The following is a 16013-nucleotide window of genomic DNA, read 5'->3' on the forward strand; positions in this document are numbered from 1 at the left end:
AAGAGAACGGCCACCTTCGGGTGGCCGTTTTCCATGCGCGCTTCGGGCTGCTTCAGAAGCGGTATTCGTAACCCAGCGTCAGCGTCTGTGCCTTCACATCGGCATTGAACAGGTCGGCCTTGTTGTAGTCGTAGTTCAGGCTGAGACCGTTGTGGTGATCGAAGTCGTAGCCCACGCCAACGCCCACGTAGGGTTTGGTCGACCGTTCGCGCAGGCGAAGGCCATCCACGCTGAGCTTGGTATTGACGCTCTGTGCACCCGCACGTCCGGCGATGAAGAAGCCGGTGTCGTCGGCACCGAAGTTCTTCTTGCCCACCACGCCCATGCCCACTGCATCCATGTCGAACGACACGCCTTCCAGCGAGCGATCACCCAGGATGGAATAGAAACCTTCCACGGCGAAGCTGGGGTGGAAGTAGTGGCCCACGCGCAGGCCATAGGCCGTATCGGTGTCGTCGGCGCTGAGGCCATCGACGCTCAGCTTGAGGTCGCTGTGGCCGATCTCGAAGCGGCCGTACCACTGGCCGGCTTCGGTGGCCATGGTCGGCGCGGACAGGGTTGCGAGGAACAGTGCGCAGGGAAAAAGAACGTGCTTCATGGAATCCTTCCTTGAGTGTGATGTGTTGCCCGCCATGCGGGCGGCGCACATTAAGCACCGGGAAGACGATTGTCTACTGCGTGCGATCACATCACATTCAATCGCTGCGTCGCGCGCGCGGCCCACTTCGCATCACCATTCGTCTCACAAAAAGAAAGAGCCGGCGCATGGCCGGCTCTTCTCTCTTCTCGCCGAAGCGTGGATCAGCCGGGGCTGAAACCAATCGTGCGGCGCGTGGTGACCGGCGCATCCAGCGGTTCGAAGCGCCAGCGTCGCACTGCGTTGAGCGCTTCGCGGTCGAAGACGCGCGCTGGGGTGGCACGCACCACCCGCGCGTTGGTTACCGATCCGTCTGTGCCCACGGTGATTTCCACCAGCACTTCACCGCTGGTGCCCGAGCGCAGGGCTTCAGGCGGATAGCGCGGTGCCGGCGTGCTGACTGCACGCAGCGATTGCGCCGGCGCAGCGGCGGGAACCGCGGCACGGGTCGCGGCTGCCTGACGTTCCGCGGCTTCACGCTGGGCGGCTGCCTGGCGTTCGGCTTCCTGGCGGGCGGCCTCGGCGCGGGCCGCTTCCTGCTGCTGCGCCAGTTGCTGTGCCGCCGCCGCCTCGCTGGCGCGTTGCTGCTCGGCCTGCTGGGCCAGGCGCTGCTGTTCCTTCTGGCGCGCCTCATCGTCAGCCTTGGTCTTGGCATCGTCGGTGACCGCGCGCTCGGCCACTGCCTGTTGCGCGGCGGCAATGCTCTGCTGCAGGCGCGGCAGCGCCGGTGCCTTGGGGTCGGCCTTTTCGATGATGGCGGACAGGCGCTGGGCCTCCGTGAATTCTTCGCGCGCGATGCTCTGCTCGGCGGCGATCAGCGTGTACGGCATCAGGTCGGTCAGCGCGCTGCTGACACCGGGATCGTTCGGCAGTTTGTCGCGCAGGGCGAGGTAGTACTCCATCGCATTGTCGCCACCCGGCGCGTAGATCCGGTTCTCGCGCAGCGCCTTGGTGGCGGCGTCACGCAGGGCATCGGCGTTCATGGCCTGGACCTCGGCAGACACGGCCGGCGGCGGCGGTGCGGCGGGCGTGGCAGCCGCACCGGCGGCAGGCGCGGCGGGTTCTTCCTTCTTCGAGCACGCCGCCACCGCGACGATCAGCAGCAACGGCGCGATGTAACGCAGGCGCCCGGTCGTTTTGATCAAGGACATCAGTTTCTACTCCCCCAAGTGCGTTTCTAATGATGGCGACACAGCCCCGACCCGCATAGGACGCGGGATCGGACGTTGGTTGTCAACGTGGGCCCGTCGCCGCACGCCGACACTTGGTCAGGCGGGAAACGGCGCGATGCCTTCCGGGTACCCCTACCCGGTGGTCAGGGTACGTCGCCTCATCATCATCGACACTTGACGTGCGTCACAGTTTTGGCCAGACCCGGACGGAGGCGCGTCACTTGCCGATGCAGAACGTGGAGAAGATGTGCCCCAGCATGTCGTCCGCGCTGAGGCGGCCGGTGATTTCGCCCAGCGCGTCATGGGCGAGCCGCAGTTCCTCGGCCGCCAGTTCCAGGTGTTCGTACCGCAGTTGCTCCGCTGCGGACGCCGCATGGAGGGAGGCGCGATGCAGTGCTTCCACATGGCGGGCACGCGCCGAGAACTCGCCTTCGCCTCCCGCGGCAGCCGGCTCTCCGGCCAGCGCGCGCAGGCGCTCGTGAAGGCGCGCCAGGCCGGCGCCCGTCGCGGCGGAGACATGCACGCTGGCGTGGTCATCCGCAGGCACGTCGGTCAGCAGGTCGGCCTTGTTGTGGATCCAGAGCACCGTGGGCACGCCGGCGATGCTGTCGGCGATCGCACTGCGGCCGGCGTCGGGATCGCGCGCATCGACCACCGCCAGCGCGACATCGGCGCGCGTGAGCTCCGCGCGCGCGCGCCGCATGCCCTCGCGTTCGATCGCGTCGCCGCCATCCCGGAGGCCTGCGGTATCCACCAGATGCAGTTCCAGGCCATCCAGCCGGATGGTTTCGCGCAAGGTATCGCGCGTGGTGCCCGCCACGTCGGTGACGATGGCCCGCTCACTGCCCGCCAGTGCATTGAGCAGCGAGCTCTTGCCCGCATTCGGCGGACCGACGATGACGGCGTGCATGCCGTCGCGCAGCTTGCGCCCGCGCTCCGCATCGGCGATCAGACCGGCAAGCGAATCGCGGGTATCCGCCAGACGCGCGCGCACTTGCTCGCCTCCGAGCGTGTCGATCGATTCGTCGGCGAAGTCGATCGCGGCTTCCACATGCACGCGCAAGGCCAGCAGCGACTGACCAATGCCGTCGACGCGCGTGGAGAACACGCCGTCGAGCGAGCGCCGGGCCGCGCGCGCCGCGCGGGTATCCGCGGCGGCAATCAGGTCGGCGATGGCTTCGGCTTGGGCAAGGTCGAGCTTGTGGTTGAGGAACGCGCGTTCGGAGAACTCGCCCGGCCGTGCCATGCGCGCGCCCAGTGCGCATGCGCGCGCCACCAGTTGCTGCAGCACGACGGGACTGCCGTGCGCCTGCAGTTCGACCACGTCCTCCCCGGTGAAACTGGCGGGAGCAGGAAACGAAAGCGCGATGCCGTCGTCGATGACGCGGCGTTCTTCATCGAGGAAACGCACGTAGTGTGCATGCCGGGGAGTCAGCGTACACGTGCAGATGTTCTTCGCGATGGCCTGCGCGACGGGCCCGGACAGACGCACGATGCCGACACCGCCCGCGCCCGGAGCGCTGGCAATGGCGACGATGGTGTCCTGTGCATTGTTCATGGGGAAATGCCGGCGGGTGAGCTTTCAGCGTAGCGGAAACACGAAGCCCGCCGGAGGGCGGGCTTCGCGGCGCAGCGGTGGGCGGCAATTATTTCGCCGTCGCGGCCTTCGGTGGCGTGGCCGACTCGCCGTGGCGCTTGGTCATCCACCACTGCTGCAGCAGGCCCAGCGCGCCGTTGGTGACCCAGTACAACACCAGGCCGGACGGGAAGAAGGCCATCATCACGCCGAACACCAGCGGCATGAACTGCATCATCTTCTGCTGCATCGGGTCCATGCCCGGCGCCGGCGTCAGCTTCTGCGTCAGCCACATCACCAGCATGTTGAGCACCGGCAGGATGAAGTACGGATCGCGCGCGGTCAGGTCCTGGATCCACGCGAACCAGGGCGCTTGGCGCAGTTCGACGGTTTCCACCAGCACCCAGTACAGCGCCAGGAACACCGGCATCTGCACGAGGATCGGCAGGCAGCCGCCCATCGGATTGATCTTCTCCTTCTTGTACAGCTCCATCATGGCGACCTGGAACTTCTGCTTGTCGTCGCCGTAGCGTTCCTTCAACTGCTGGATGCGTGGCTGGAACTTGCGCATCTTGGCGAAGCTCTTGTACTGCGCGGCCGACAGCGGGTACAGCGCCAGCTTCACCAGGATCACCAGGCCGATGATCGACCAGCCCCAGTTGCCGATGAAGCCATGCAGGAAATTCAGCACCCAGAACAGGCCCTGGCCCAGCAGCGCGAGGATCGCGAACTGGCTGTAGTCGACCACGCGGTCGATGCCGGGCGCGTTGATTGCATGGATCTTGTCGACCAGCTTCGGACCTACCCACAAGCGGGCAGTCGTGGTGGCCTGCTGGCCCGGGCCGACATTCACACCCGGCCCCATCTCGCGGATCAACGCGCGCGCGCCGCCATTCGGGTTGTCGAGCGAGATGGTGGTGGTGTCGTCGGTGTGCGGAATCCATGCCGTGAAGAAGTGGTGCTGCAGGATCGCGATCCAGCCACCCTTCACCTGCGCGTCGACGCGACCGTCTTCCAGATAATCCTCGTTGAACTTGCGGCGCTGGTAGCCGCCATCCCACCAGGTGGCGCCGCTGAAGCTGAAGGACTCCGGATTGGTCATCCCGCTCTTGACCTCCGGCGGTGCGCGCAGCAGCTGACGGTAGACCGTGCCCTGCCAGGTGCCGGTGCCCGCGTTGACGACCTCGTCGCGTACTTCCACCTCATAGCTGGCGCGCTTGAAGGTGTAGGTGCGGCGGATGCTCACGCCGTCCGGGCCCTGCCAGAGGAACGCCACGCGGACACTGTCGGCGCCCTGGGCGAGCGCGACATCGCCGGCACCGTTCTCGGGCACGAACGCATGGTGGTCGGGCGCCTTCGACTGCCCGCTGACCCAGCCGCTTTCGGCCACGTAGAAATGCTGGGGGTCTTCGCTCATGAGGCGGACCGGACCACTGCCCGGCGCCTTGCTCTGCGGGTAATGCAGCAGGTCTGCCTGCAGCACGCTGCCCCCGTCCACGACCAGGCGCAGCACGTCCGTGGACACCGTCACCCGTGCAGCCGTCGATGTCTTCGCCGCCGTCGCGGGCGTGGCGGGCACCATCGGCGCCGTCGGCACGGTCCCGCTGGCATTGGGTGCGGTGCCGGTACTGGGGGTCGCGGTCGGCACGGTGCTGCCGGCAGGCGCTGCCGTCGCGAGCGAGGCCGCAGCGGGCGCCACCGGGGCCGCCTTCTGCTGGCCCCACTGCATCCACAACAAGGTCGCCACCATCAGCCAGGCGAAGATCAGGAATACACGGGTCTGGTTCATCAGGCAGGCAGTCTCAACCGGCGTCGGAAACCGGTTTGGTCGAAGAAGAAGGAGTGGGTGGCGGCGAAGGGGAATTCAAGCCCGGCGGCATTGTGCCGCCCGGTGCCGGTGGCGGCAATGCGCCGGCACGCACGAGGACACGTTCGAAGGTCGCCCGCAGCTGGCCTGCATCCGCCTTGGCAGCCGGCGCGCGCGCGACCACCACATAGTCGCCGCCGGGAAGGCCCGCGCGCAGACGACGGAAGTGTTCGCGCAACTGGCGCTTGATCCGGTTTCGCATGACGGCGCGCGTATCGACCTTGCGCGATACCGCCAACCCCAGGCGTACGGGCCCCTCGCCCGGCAGCCAGTGCAGGCTCAGCATCGGATCGGAGGTGCGGCGCGCCTGATCGAACACGCGCGCATAGTCTGCTTGCGCGCGGACGCGCGCTGCGCGCGGGAAAGTGGTGCTCATCTCAGCAAGAAGCCCGCTCGTGACCGGGCGGGCTCCTGGTGATGCAGTGAACGCATGGATGCATGGCCGCGATGTGCGGCCAAGCCATCAGGCGGTCAGGCGCTTGCGGCCCTTGGCACGACGACGGGCCAGGATCTTGCGGCCGTCGGCGGTCTTCATGCGGGCACGAAAACCATGGTCGCGCTTGCGCTTCAGGTTGCTGGGTTGGTAAGTGCGCTTGGTGGCCATGGGGCCCTCGGGCGTGTTCGGGTGGAAAGAACCGGAAATTCTATAGGAACCACCGGCTTACGGTCAACTCCCCTGTGCTTTCGACACGATGGTCCTTCGCAACGGGCTAAACACGGTGCCGTTCACGCGCTTCATCCACATCTTATGCACAGGATCGTTGGCGGGTCCCGACGCCGGTGGTAGTCTGGCTGACCCCATTGACTCCGCCCCGTGCTGCCTCCGGCAACGCGGGATGGCCTGTTCTACCCCACACGCGAGTTGTTCCACCTGATGGATGCCTGGCCCCGTTGCCTCGAACGCCTGGAAGCCGAATTGCCGGCCGAGGATGTACACACTTGGCTGAAGCCCTTGCAGGCCGAGCAGCGCAGCAATGCCATGGTGCTGTACGCACCCAACGCCTTCATCGTGGAGCAGGTTCGCGAGCGTTACCTGGGCCGCATCCGTGAGCTGCTGGATTACTTCGTCGGCCATGGTGACGTTTCGCTGGAAATCGGTTCGCGCAGCAAACCGGTCGACATCAACGCGCCGGTCGCGACAGGCCATGGCGCTGTTGGCGTTGCGGCGCCCGCCGAGCCTTTCGCCGGCAACATGGACCTGCACTACACCTTCGACAATTTCGTCGAAGGCCGCAGCAACCAGCTCGGTCGCGCCGCCGCATGGCAGGCCGCACAGAAGCCGGGCGATCGCTCGCATAACCCATTGTTGCTGTACGGCGGCACCGGCCTTGGCAAGACGCACCTGATGTTCGCGGCCGGCAATGAAATGCGCCGGCAGAACCCGAATGCGCGCGTGCTGTACCTGCGCAGCGAACAGTTCTTCAGCGCCATGACCAAGGCACTGATCGAAAAGTCGATGGACCAGTTCAAGCGCCGCTTCCAGCAAGTGGATGCGCTGCTGATCGACGACATCCAGTTTTTCGCCGGCAAGGACCGCACGCAGGAAGAGTTCTTCCACACCTTCAATGCGCTGTTCGACGGCCGCCAGCAGATCATCCTGACCTGCGACCGCTATCCGCGCGAAGTGGAAGGCCTGGAACCCCGGCTTAAATCACGCCTGGCCTGGGGCCTGAGCGTGGCGATCGACCCGCCGGACTTCGAGACGCGCGCGGCCATCGTGTTGGCCAAGGCGCACGAGCGCGGTGCGCAGATCCCCGACGACGTGGCGTTCCTGCTGGCCAAGAAGATGCGCAGCAACGTGCGCGACCTGGAAGGCGCACTCAACACGCTCGCGGCGCGCGCCAACTTCACCGGGCGCGCCATCACCACGGAGTTCGCCCAGGAAACCCTGCGCGACCTGCTGCGCGCGCAGCAGCAGGCCATCAGCATCCCCAATATCCAGAAGACCGTGGCAGACTACTACGGTCTGCAAGTCAAGGACCTGCTGTCCAAGCGGCGCACGCGTTCACTGGCGCGTCCGCGGCAGGTGGCGATGGCCCTGGCCAAGGAACTGACCGAACACAGCCTGCCGGAAATCGGCGACGCGTTCGCCGGTCGCGATCACACGACCGTGCTGCACGCCTGCCGACAGATCCGCACCCTGATGGAAGCGGACGGCAAGCTGCGCGAGGACTGGGACAAGCTGATCCGGAAACTCAGCGAGTAATCGAGGATCGCCCTGCGGCGCATCCACGTAGACGCAGGGCATCCGGCCAGTGCTTCACGTTGCCCCGTGTGTCCGCCGCAGGTGCCGGCTCTGCGTATGGCATGCCGTTCCTGTCGTCGACGTCACTGCTCCAGGCCGCCGCCGCAACCTGTGGCGTTACTGTAGGTGGGGCGACGAAACGGGGCAACGCATAACATCGTGGACAAGCAGGCCTGCCTTCTGTGGATAAGATGTGCGTGGAATCAGGCCGGAAAGTTGTCCACAGGTTTCTGCATAGGCCCACCTGCCCCTGTCCACCGGGTTGGAAGAAGAAGAAATTGATTCAATTCAAATGGTTATGTGGGTTTTCCCGGATTTCGGGCCCTACCATCACCACCAGCTTTTAAGCTTTTAGTCTTTAAAAATCCAAAGCGAAGGGGCCCCAACACTCATGCGTTTCAGTCTGCAGCGCGAAGCTTTCCTCAAGCCCTTGGCCCAGGTGGTCAATGTGGTCGAACGCCGGCAGACGTTGCCGGTATTGGCAAATTTCCTGGTGCAGGTGCAGAACGGGCAGCTCTCGCTGACCGGTACCGACCTGGAAGTGGAGATGATTTCCCGTATCGGTGTCGATGAGGCGCAGGACGGTGAAACCACGATCCCGGCGCGCAAGCTGTTCGACATCATTCGGGCGCTGCCCGACGGCAGCAAGGTGACGGTGAGCCAGACGGGCGACAAGGTCACAGTGCAGGCCGGCCGTAGCCGTTTCACGCTGGCGACTCTGCCTGCGAACGATTTCCCGTCAGTGGACGAAGTCGAAGCGACCGAACGTATCGAGGTGCCGGAAGCCACCTTGAAGGAGCTGATCGAACGCACTTCGTTCGCGATGGCCCAGCAGGACGTGCGCTACTACCTCAACGGCCTGCTGTTTGACCTGAGCGAACGGACGCTGCGCTGCGTGGCGACCGACGGCCATCGCCTCGCCCTGTGCGAGGCGGAGCTGGAAGGCGCGCCCGTGGGCAAGCGTCAGATCATCGTGCCCCGCAAGGGCGTGACCGAACTGCAGCGACTGCTGGAAGGTGGCGATCGGTCGCTGGAACTGGAGGTCGGCCGCAGCCACATCCGGGTCAAGCGGGACGATGTGACGTTCACCTCGAAGTTGATCGATGGCCGCTTCCCTGACTATGCCGCCGTGATTCCGATTGGCGCGGACCGAGAAGTCCTGCTGGACCGGGAAGTACTGCGCGCCGCCTTGCAGCGTGCCGCTATCCTGTCCAACGAGAAGTACCGGGGCGTCCGTGTCGAGGTTTCTCCCGGCCAGTTGAAGATCAGCGCTCATAACCCGGAGCAGGAAGAGGCGCAGGAAGAAATCGAAGCCGACACCAAGGTGGACGGTCTGGCGATCGGGTTCAACGTCAACTATCTGCTGGACGCGTTGTCGGCCCTGCGCGACGAGCACATTGTCCTGCAGCTGCGCGATGCCAACTCCTCGGCACTCGTGCGTGAGGCGAGTAGCGAGAAGTCGCGCCATGTCGTGATGCCATTGCGTCTCTGACCCACCTTGTTCCACGTGAAACACGTCAGTCGCCCGGCCCAGAGCCGGGCGATGTCGTTTCCAGGTGCCGATTTCGAGCGATCCGGCTTCCGGGCAACATCGCACGCTAGAATCTTGCGATGCCGCTGTCGCTCGCCTGCCCCTTGCTCCACCCTCGCCTTTCCCGTGCCCAGCTGCCTTGGGACACGCAGGGGAACTCCCCGTGCAGGTAACCCGCCTGGAGGTAAGCGGGTTGCGTCGATTCCAGCAGGTTTCAGTGGCCCCGGGACCCGGGCTCAATCTGATCACAGGCGATAACGGCGCGGGCAAGACCAGCCTGCTCGAAGCGCTGCACCTGATGGCATACGGACGCAGCTTCCGTGGCCGAGTGCGTGACGGCCTGGTCCGAACCGGTGCAGACGCCGTCGAGGTGTTCGTGGAGTGGCGTGAGACGGGCCAGGAGCGTCTTCGTCGCGCGGGCCTTCGCCATACCGGCCAGACATGGACCGGTCGGCTGGATGGCGAGAATGTGGCTCAACTCGGAGATCTTTGCGCCGCGCTGGCAGTTGTCAGCTTCGAGCCCGGTAGCCATGCGCTGGTCACTGGGGGAGGTGAACCGCGTCGTCGTTTCATCGATTGGGGCTTGTTCCACGTGGAACAGGGAGGTGAGGGGAGCTTCCTGCCGTTGTGGCGTCGGTATGCCCGGGCGCTCAAGCAGCGAAACGCCCTGCTGAAGTCAGGCGCAGGTGGTGCCCAACTCGATGCCTGGGATCACGAGATGGCCGAAGCGGGTGAGCCATTGACGGGCCATCGCCTGCGCTATCTCGAAGCTTTGCAGGACCATCTGTCGGCGGTCGCCATGGAACTGGCGCCGTCGCTCGGTTCCGCGGACCTGCAGTTCCAGCCCGGGTGGCGGCGCCACGAACTGGCATTGGCGGACGCGTTGCTGCTCGCCCGGGAGCGGGACCGCGCGGCGGGTTACACCACTGTCGGCCCCCACCGGGCTGACTGGCGCATCGACTACTCCAGCCTGCCCCACCGCGAAACGCTTTCCCGTGGCCAGGCAAAACTGACCGCGTTGTGCTGCCTGCTGGCTCAGGCGGAGGATTTCGCTGCGCGGAGAGGCGAGTGGCCGGTCATCGCCCTGGATGACCTGGCATCCGAGCTGGATCGACATCACCAGCGCCGCGTTCTGGAGCGGCTGCTGGCTTGCGGTGCCCAGGTCTTGATTACCGGCACCGAAAGCCCTTCCGGACTCACTGGCATGCAGGCCACGCCCACTGTGTTCCACGTGGAACAGAGCGCCATCGGACTACAGCAGGTTGGCGGCAAAGAGGGCTAAGTGCCCACCGGTGCTATAATTCCGCATTGAATCCCTTGGCCCGCGCGTGGCGCCCACCGACCCGGTGACGCGGCGCCTGCCATGCAGCCGACCCGAAGCGAATGACCGACGAAACGACCTCTTCTGCACCGAACGGCAACAGCACCTACGACTCCAGCAAGATCACCGTCCTCCGGGGCCTGGAAGCGGTCCGCAAGCGGCCCGGCATGTACATCGGCGACGTGCACGACGGCACCGGCCTGCATCACATGGTGTTCGAGGTCGTCGACAACTCGATCGACGAAGCGCTGGCGGGTCACGCCGACAACGTGGTGGTGAAGATCCACGAAGACGGCTCGGTCTCGGTCTCGGACAACGGTCGCGGTATCCCGGTCGATATCCACAAGGAAGAAGGCGTCTCGGCGGCGGAAGTCATCCTCACGGTGCTCCACGCGGGCGGCAAGTTCGATGACAACAGCTACAAGGTTTCCGGCGGCCTGCACGGCGTGGGCGTATCCGTCGTCAATGCCCTGTCCTCGCACCTGTGGCTGGACATCTGGCGCGATGGCCATCACTACCAGCAGGAATACGCACTGGGGGAGCCCACCTACCCGCTCAAGCAGCTGGAAGCTTCGGAGCGCCGCGGCACCACGCTGCGCTTCCTGCCGGCGGCCGAGATCTTCAGCGATGTCGAGTTCCATTACGACATCCTGGCGCGCCGCCTGCGCGAACTGTCGTTCCTCAACTCCGGCGTCAAGATCACCCTGATCGACGAGCGTGGCGAAGGCCGCCAGGATGTCTTCGAGTACGAAGGCGGCATCCGCAGCTTCGTGGAGCACCTGGCGCAGCTGAAGACACCGCTGCATCCGAATGTCATCTCGGTCACCGGCGAAGCCAGTGGCATCGTGGTGGATGTCGCGCTGCAGTGGACCGACGCCTACCAGGAAACGATGTTCTGCTTCACCAACAACATCCCGCAGAAGGATGGCGGTACCCACCTGATCGGCTTCCGTGCCGCGCTGACGCGCACGCTGACCAACTACATCGAACAGAACGGCATCGCCAAGCAGGCCAAGGTCAATCTGTCCGGCGACGACATGCGCGAAGGCATGATCGCGGTGTTGTCGGTGAAGGTGCCGGACCCCAGCTTCTCCTCTCAGACCAAGGAGAAACTGGTCAGTTCCGAGGTCAGGCCGGCCGTTGAGAGCACGTTCGGCGCACGTTTGGAGGAGTTCCTGCAGGAACACCCCCACGAAGCCCGCGCCATCGCCAGCAAGATCGTCGACGCCGCGCGTGCCCGCGAAGCCGCACGCAAGGCCCGTGACCTGACCCGCCGCAAGGGGGCGCTGGACATCGCCGGCCTGCCCGGCAAGCTGGCCGACTGCCAGGAGAAGGATCCGGCACTGTCCGAACTGTTCATCGTCGAGGGTGACTCGGCCGGCGGTTCCGCCAAGCAGGGCCGCAACCGCAAGAACCAGGCGGTGTTGCCATTGAGGGGAAAAATCCTCAACGTGGAACGCGCGCGCTTCGATCGCATGCTCGCCTCCGCCGAGGTCGGCACGCTGATCACCGCGCTCGGCACCGGCATCGGCAAGGACGAGTACAACCCGGACAAGCTGCGTTACCACCGCATCATCATCATGACCGACGCCGACGTCGACGGTTCGCACATCCGCACGCTGCTGCTGACGTTCTTCTACCGGCAGATGCCGGAGTTGATCGAACGAGGCCACATCTACATCGGCCTGCCGCCGCTCTACAAGCTCAAGCAGGGCAAGCAGGAGCTGTACCTGAAGGACGATGCGGCGCTCAACGTGTACCTGGCCAACAATGCGGTCGAAGGCGCATCGCTGATTCCCGCCGATGGCGAGCCCCCGATCTCCGGCGAAGCCCTGGAGAAACTGCTGCTTGCCTTCACCACCGCGCGTGATGCCATCTCACGCAATGCACACCGTTACGATCCGGTGCTGCTGGAGTCGTTGATCGATTTCACCCCGCTCGATGCGGAGCACCTGCAGAAGAACATCGACGAACGGCATGAACTGGCCGCGCTGGAAGCCAAGCTCAACCGGAGCAGCCTGGGCAGTGCGCGCTATGCGCTGACGCTGCAGCCCGCCACCGAACAACGCCCCGCTGCGTTGCTCGCGACGCGTCGGCACATGGGCGAGGAGCTGGTGCAGGTGCTGTCGCTGTCGGCCTTCGAGACCGGCGAACTGCGTCCGTTGCGCGAAGCGGCGGCGCTGTTGCATGGACTGGTGCGCGAAGGCGCACAGGTCATCCGCGGCAACAAGGCGCAGCCGGTGGTTACCTTCGCCGACGCACAGGCATGGTTGCTGGAAGAGGCCAAGAAGGGCCGCAGCATCCAGCGCTTCAAGGGCCTGGGTGAAATGAATCCCGAGCAGCTGTGGGATACCACGGTGAATCCGGATACGCGCCGTCTGTTGCAGGTGCGCATCGAGGACGCCGTCGCCGCCGACCAGATCTTCAGCACGTTGATGGGAGACGTGGTGGAGCCGCGTCGTGAGTTCATCGAAGACAACGCGCTGAAGGTTTCCAACCTCGACGTGTGATGTTTCGGCGGATGAGCCCGGTCCCCTCCTCCCTGGTCGACGCGGGAGTCCCCGGCGGACGTCCATTGCGCGACGTGCTGCCGGCGTTCGCATTGGATGTCGTGCTGGCGGTGGTGCTTTCGTTCTCAGCCATGCTCCTGGGTTTGCTGGGATGGGCCGCTTGGCGCGGTGTGCAGTTGGCGCGCACGCATGGCGGCATGATCGATGCGCAGGCCCTGCAGGCGAATGTGGGTGCTCCGCCCGTCCTGTTCCTCATCGTGGCCACGCTCGTCAGCACGGGCGGCACGGCGCTGCTGCTGTACTTCTGGCGCCGACGCGCAACGATCACCGAACAGAAGCAGTCACGGGCCAACACGCGTCTTCCCCGGACATGGTTCTGGGCGCTTGCTGCGGGAATTTCGACTTTCCTGTTCAGTGCGGTCATGAGCGGGTGCGGCCGCGCGCTGGGGCTGGACCTGGAACCGAGCAACCTGGACGTGATCAAGGCCGGATTCGCGCAATACCCCGTGTTCCTGGGCCTGTTCGCTGTCGTCCTTGCGCCCATGTACGAGGAGCTGCTGTTCCGCCGCGTCCTGTTCGGGCGACTGTGGCATGCGGGCTGGCCCGTGCTGGGCCTGGTGCTGAGCAGCCTCGTGTTCGCCCTCGTCCATGAAATGCCGGGCCTCAACGGAAAACCCCTCGCCAGCACACTTTTCCTGGTTCTGGTCTATGCGGGCATGGGCGCCATGTTTGCCGGGGTCTACCGGCTGACAGGCACGCTGTGGGCGCCGATCGCCGCGCATATCCTGAACAACGCCCTTGCGCTGGCTGTCTTGCAGATTTACGGCCAGACGCAGGCTTAATGTGATTGACGAAAGTTTAAGACGCGTTTGCCCAGACTCGCGTTGTACGCAATGTCGCAGGGGGCGCGCATGAAAGTCTGGATTCTCGGAACCGTCGCAGTACTCGGTCTGACGGCGTGTGCTACCACGACCTCACCCACCGGCCGGACCCAAATGGTCGGTGGCGTCTCGCAGGCGCAACTCGATCAATTGGGCGCACAGGCCTTTGCCGAGACCAAGGCGAAGGAAACCTTGAGTCGCGACGCGCGACAGAACGGCTACGTCACCTGCGTGGTCAACGCACTCGTGCGCCAGCTGCCTCCCGAACAACGCAGCGTCGCGTGGGAAACCGCTGTTTTCTCGGACAAAGAGCCCAACGCGTTCGCGTTGCCGGGTGGCAAGGTGGGCGTGAACACCGGCATCTTCACCGTGGCCGAGAACCAGGATCAGCTTGCGGCGGTGCTCGGCCATGAGATCGGCCACGTGATCGCGCGCCACCACGAGGAGCGCATTACCCGTCAGATGGGAGCGCAGGCCGGCTTGGGCGTCCTCGGTGCGCTGGCCGGTGCGCGCTACGGTGAGGGTGCAGCCAGCACGGTGAACCAGCTGGGCGGCATGACCGCACAGGCGGCTTTCCTGTTGCCAGGGTCACGCACCCAGGAGAGCGAGGCGGATGTGGTCGGCCAGCGGCTCATGGCCCAGGCGGGCTTCGATCCTCGCCAGGCCGTCGATCTCTGGCAGAACATGATGGCCGCCAGCGGTGGCCGTCAACCGCAGTGGCTGTCCACGCACCCCGACCCCGCCAACCGCATTCGCGAACTGCAACGCGATGCGCCCTCCCTCGTACCCACCTACGAGGCGGCCAGGAAGGCCGGAAACGCGCCGAAATGCGGCTGACACACGGCACGGTATTGCTGCTACGCAACACCTGAAACGGTATCCGCACGCACCAGGTTTCTGTTAGTTTTGCCGGCCCCGCACGCAGGCGGGTTGGACCGTCATCCCCCGGATGGCCTGACGAGGTTTGAACATGAAGCTCCGCATGCAAAAGAACACCCTACTCAGCATGATGCTGCTGGCCGCCTTTGGCGGCGGCGTTGTCGCCGACGCCGTGGCGCAGTCCGCCCGTTCTGCCAACCGGAGCGGTTCGCGCGAAGGCAGCCAGAAAGCGGAAGTCCGTTACCCCGACGCGACGCGCGAGGACCCCAAGACCAAGCCCTCCAGCAAGATGCAGGGCAAGCTGGGCAAGCTGTTCAAGGCCTACGAGAAGGAAGACAACGACGCCGAGACGTTGGCCTTGGCCAAGGAGCTGCTGGCCGAACCGAATGCGAACGAATATGACAAGGCCATGGCTGCCCAACTGGGCGGCCAGGCGGCGTACAACCTGGATGACATGGCGACCGCCAAGCAGCTGCTCCAGCAGGTGATCGACCTCAACGCGCTGGACAACAACGGCCACTACCAGTCGATGCTGATGCTGGCCCAGTTGCAGCTGCAGGACGACGAGTTCGAGCCGGGCATGGCCAATCTCAACCGTTATCTCGCAGAGACGAAATCCAACAAGCCTGACGACCTGATCCAGAAGGGCCAGGCGCTGTACCAGATGGAGAAGTACGCCGAAGCCATCCCGGTACTCGAGCAGGCCATCGCCGCCACGCCCGAGCCCAAGGACAATTGGTACGGTCTGCTGCTGGCGTCGCTCATCGCCGCAGAGCGACCTGCCGAAGCGGTGAAGATCGCCGAGCAGATGGCCGCCAAGAATCCGGCCGACAAGAAGGCCCAGCTCAACCTGGTCGCGACCTACCAGCAGGCGGACCAGTACGACAAGGCCGCCACCACGCTGGAGAAGATGCGTTCCGCTGGCCAGCTGACCGAAGAAAAGGAATACCGCCAGCTCTACGTGACCTACGCCAACATGGACGGCCGGGAGAAGGACGTCATTTCCGTCGTCAACGAAGGCCTGGAGAAGGGCTTGCTGAAGCCGGACCACCAGACCTTCCTGGCCCTGGCGCAGGCGTACTACTACTCCGAGCAGATCCCGCAAGCCATCGACGCGTGGCAGAAGGCTGCGCCCCTCGCCGCGGATGGCGAAACCTATCTGAACCTGGCGCGCGTCCTGTGGCAGGAAGGCCGCATCCCAGAAGCCAAGGTTGCTGCGCGAGCCGCGCTGGGGAAGGGTTTGAAGAAGCCGGACGACGCGAAGAAGATCATCGCGCTGCCGTAACGGGATTCGATGACACCGAAGGCCAATTAATCCATACGGATGATGGCATCGGGGCGCCGGATTGGTATAAGCTGGGGGTTCCGTCGGTGAAAACCACCGGCAGGGCCCA

Annotated in this window: 13 protein-coding genes; 7 read left to right on the plus strand and 6 right to left on the minus strand. The window is 65.0% G+C overall.

Annotation, left to right across the window (positions count from 1 at the left end; all coding sequences use genetic code 11):
* Positions 1–52: 52 nt before the first annotated feature.
* The 6 genes from IB223_RS17635 to rpmH form a co-directional block, all read right to left on the minus strand.
* Positions 53–598 carry a porin family protein gene (locus IB223_RS17635; protein WP_192203070.1) on the minus strand — a complete coding sequence of 182 codons (546 nt, stop codon included), beginning with the start codon at positions 596–598 and terminating at the stop codon, positions 53–55.
* Positions 599–801: 203 nt separating this feature from the next.
* The gene (locus tag IB223_RS17640; RefSeq protein ID WP_192203072.1) at positions 802–1788 is read right to left on the minus strand and encodes an energy transducer TonB; all 987 of its coding nucleotides are present in this window, start codon (positions 1786–1788) and stop codon (positions 802–804) included.
* A gap of 238 nt (positions 1789–2026) precedes the next feature.
* Entirely contained in the window at positions 2027–3367 is a 1341-nt protein-coding gene (gene mnmE / locus IB223_RS17645) for a tRNA uridine-5-carboxymethylaminomethyl(34) synthesis GTPase MnmE (protein WP_192203074.1), read from the minus strand.
* Positions 3368–3455: 88 nt separating this feature from the next.
* The gene (gene yidC, locus IB223_RS17650) at positions 3456–5174 is read right to left on the minus strand and encodes a membrane protein insertase YidC (protein WP_192203076.1); all 1719 of its coding nucleotides are present in this window, start codon (positions 5172–5174) and stop codon (positions 3456–3458) included.
* A gap of 13 nt (positions 5175–5187) precedes the next feature.
* Positions 5188–5628 carry a ribonuclease P protein component gene (gene rnpA / locus IB223_RS17655; protein ID WP_192203078.1) on the minus strand — a complete coding sequence of 147 codons (441 nt, stop codon included), beginning with the start codon at positions 5626–5628 and terminating at the stop codon, positions 5188–5190.
* A gap of 87 nt (positions 5629–5715) precedes the next feature.
* A complete protein-coding gene (rpmH, locus tag IB223_RS17660) occupies positions 5716–5856 on the minus strand; it encodes a 50S ribosomal protein L34 (protein WP_013536759.1) in 141 nt (46 codons plus the stop codon).
* A gap of 270 nt (positions 5857–6126) precedes the next feature.
* Between rpmH and dnaA the strand changes: the two genes are divergently transcribed.
* The 7 genes from dnaA to IB223_RS17695 all read left to right on the plus strand — a co-directional run bounded on the left by dnaA (position 6127) and on the right by IB223_RS17695 (position 15904).
* Positions 6127–7458 carry a chromosomal replication initiator protein DnaA gene (dnaA, locus tag IB223_RS17665; protein ID WP_192203228.1) on the plus strand — a complete coding sequence of 444 codons (1332 nt, stop codon included), beginning with the start codon at positions 6127–6129 and terminating at the stop codon, positions 7456–7458.
* A gap of 430 nt (positions 7459–7888) precedes the next feature.
* The gene (gene dnaN / locus IB223_RS17670; RefSeq protein WP_192203079.1) at positions 7889–8989 is read left to right on the plus strand and encodes a DNA polymerase III subunit beta; all 1101 of its coding nucleotides are present in this window, start codon (positions 7889–7891) and stop codon (positions 8987–8989) included.
* Positions 8990–9191: 202 nt separating this feature from the next.
* On the plus strand, positions 9192–10310 hold the full coding sequence (gene recF, locus IB223_RS17675) for a DNA replication/repair protein RecF (RefSeq protein ID WP_192203081.1): 1119 nt from the start codon (positions 9192–9194) through the stop codon (positions 10308–10310).
* Positions 10311–10411: 101 nt separating this feature from the next.
* Positions 10412–12859, plus strand: coding sequence for a DNA topoisomerase (ATP-hydrolyzing) subunit B (gene gyrB, locus IB223_RS17680; protein ID WP_192203082.1), 2448 nt, complete (start codon positions 10412–10414; stop codon positions 12857–12859).
* Positions 12860–12870: 11 nt separating this feature from the next.
* Positions 12871–13701 (plus strand): CPBP family intramembrane glutamic endopeptidase, encoded by an 831-nt coding sequence (locus IB223_RS17685; protein ID WP_192203084.1) that lies wholly within the window; start codon positions 12871–12873, stop codon positions 13699–13701.
* Between the two features lie 69 nt (positions 13702–13770).
* Positions 13771–14577: a M48 family metallopeptidase gene (locus IB223_RS17690; RefSeq protein WP_192203086.1), complete on the plus strand. Its 807-nt coding sequence runs from the start codon at positions 13771–13773 to the stop codon at positions 14575–14577.
* A gap of 133 nt (positions 14578–14710) precedes the next feature.
* Positions 14711–15904 (plus strand): tetratricopeptide repeat protein, encoded by a 1194-nt coding sequence (locus tag IB223_RS17695; protein WP_192203087.1) that lies wholly within the window; start codon positions 14711–14713, stop codon positions 15902–15904.
* Positions 15905–16013 lie beyond the last annotated feature (109 nt).

Origin of the sequence: Pseudoxanthomonas sp. PXM03 (genome assembly GCF_014852005.1) — a bacterium.
Lineage (GTDB): Bacteria > Pseudomonadota > Gammaproteobacteria > Xanthomonadales > Xanthomonadaceae > Pseudoxanthomonas_A.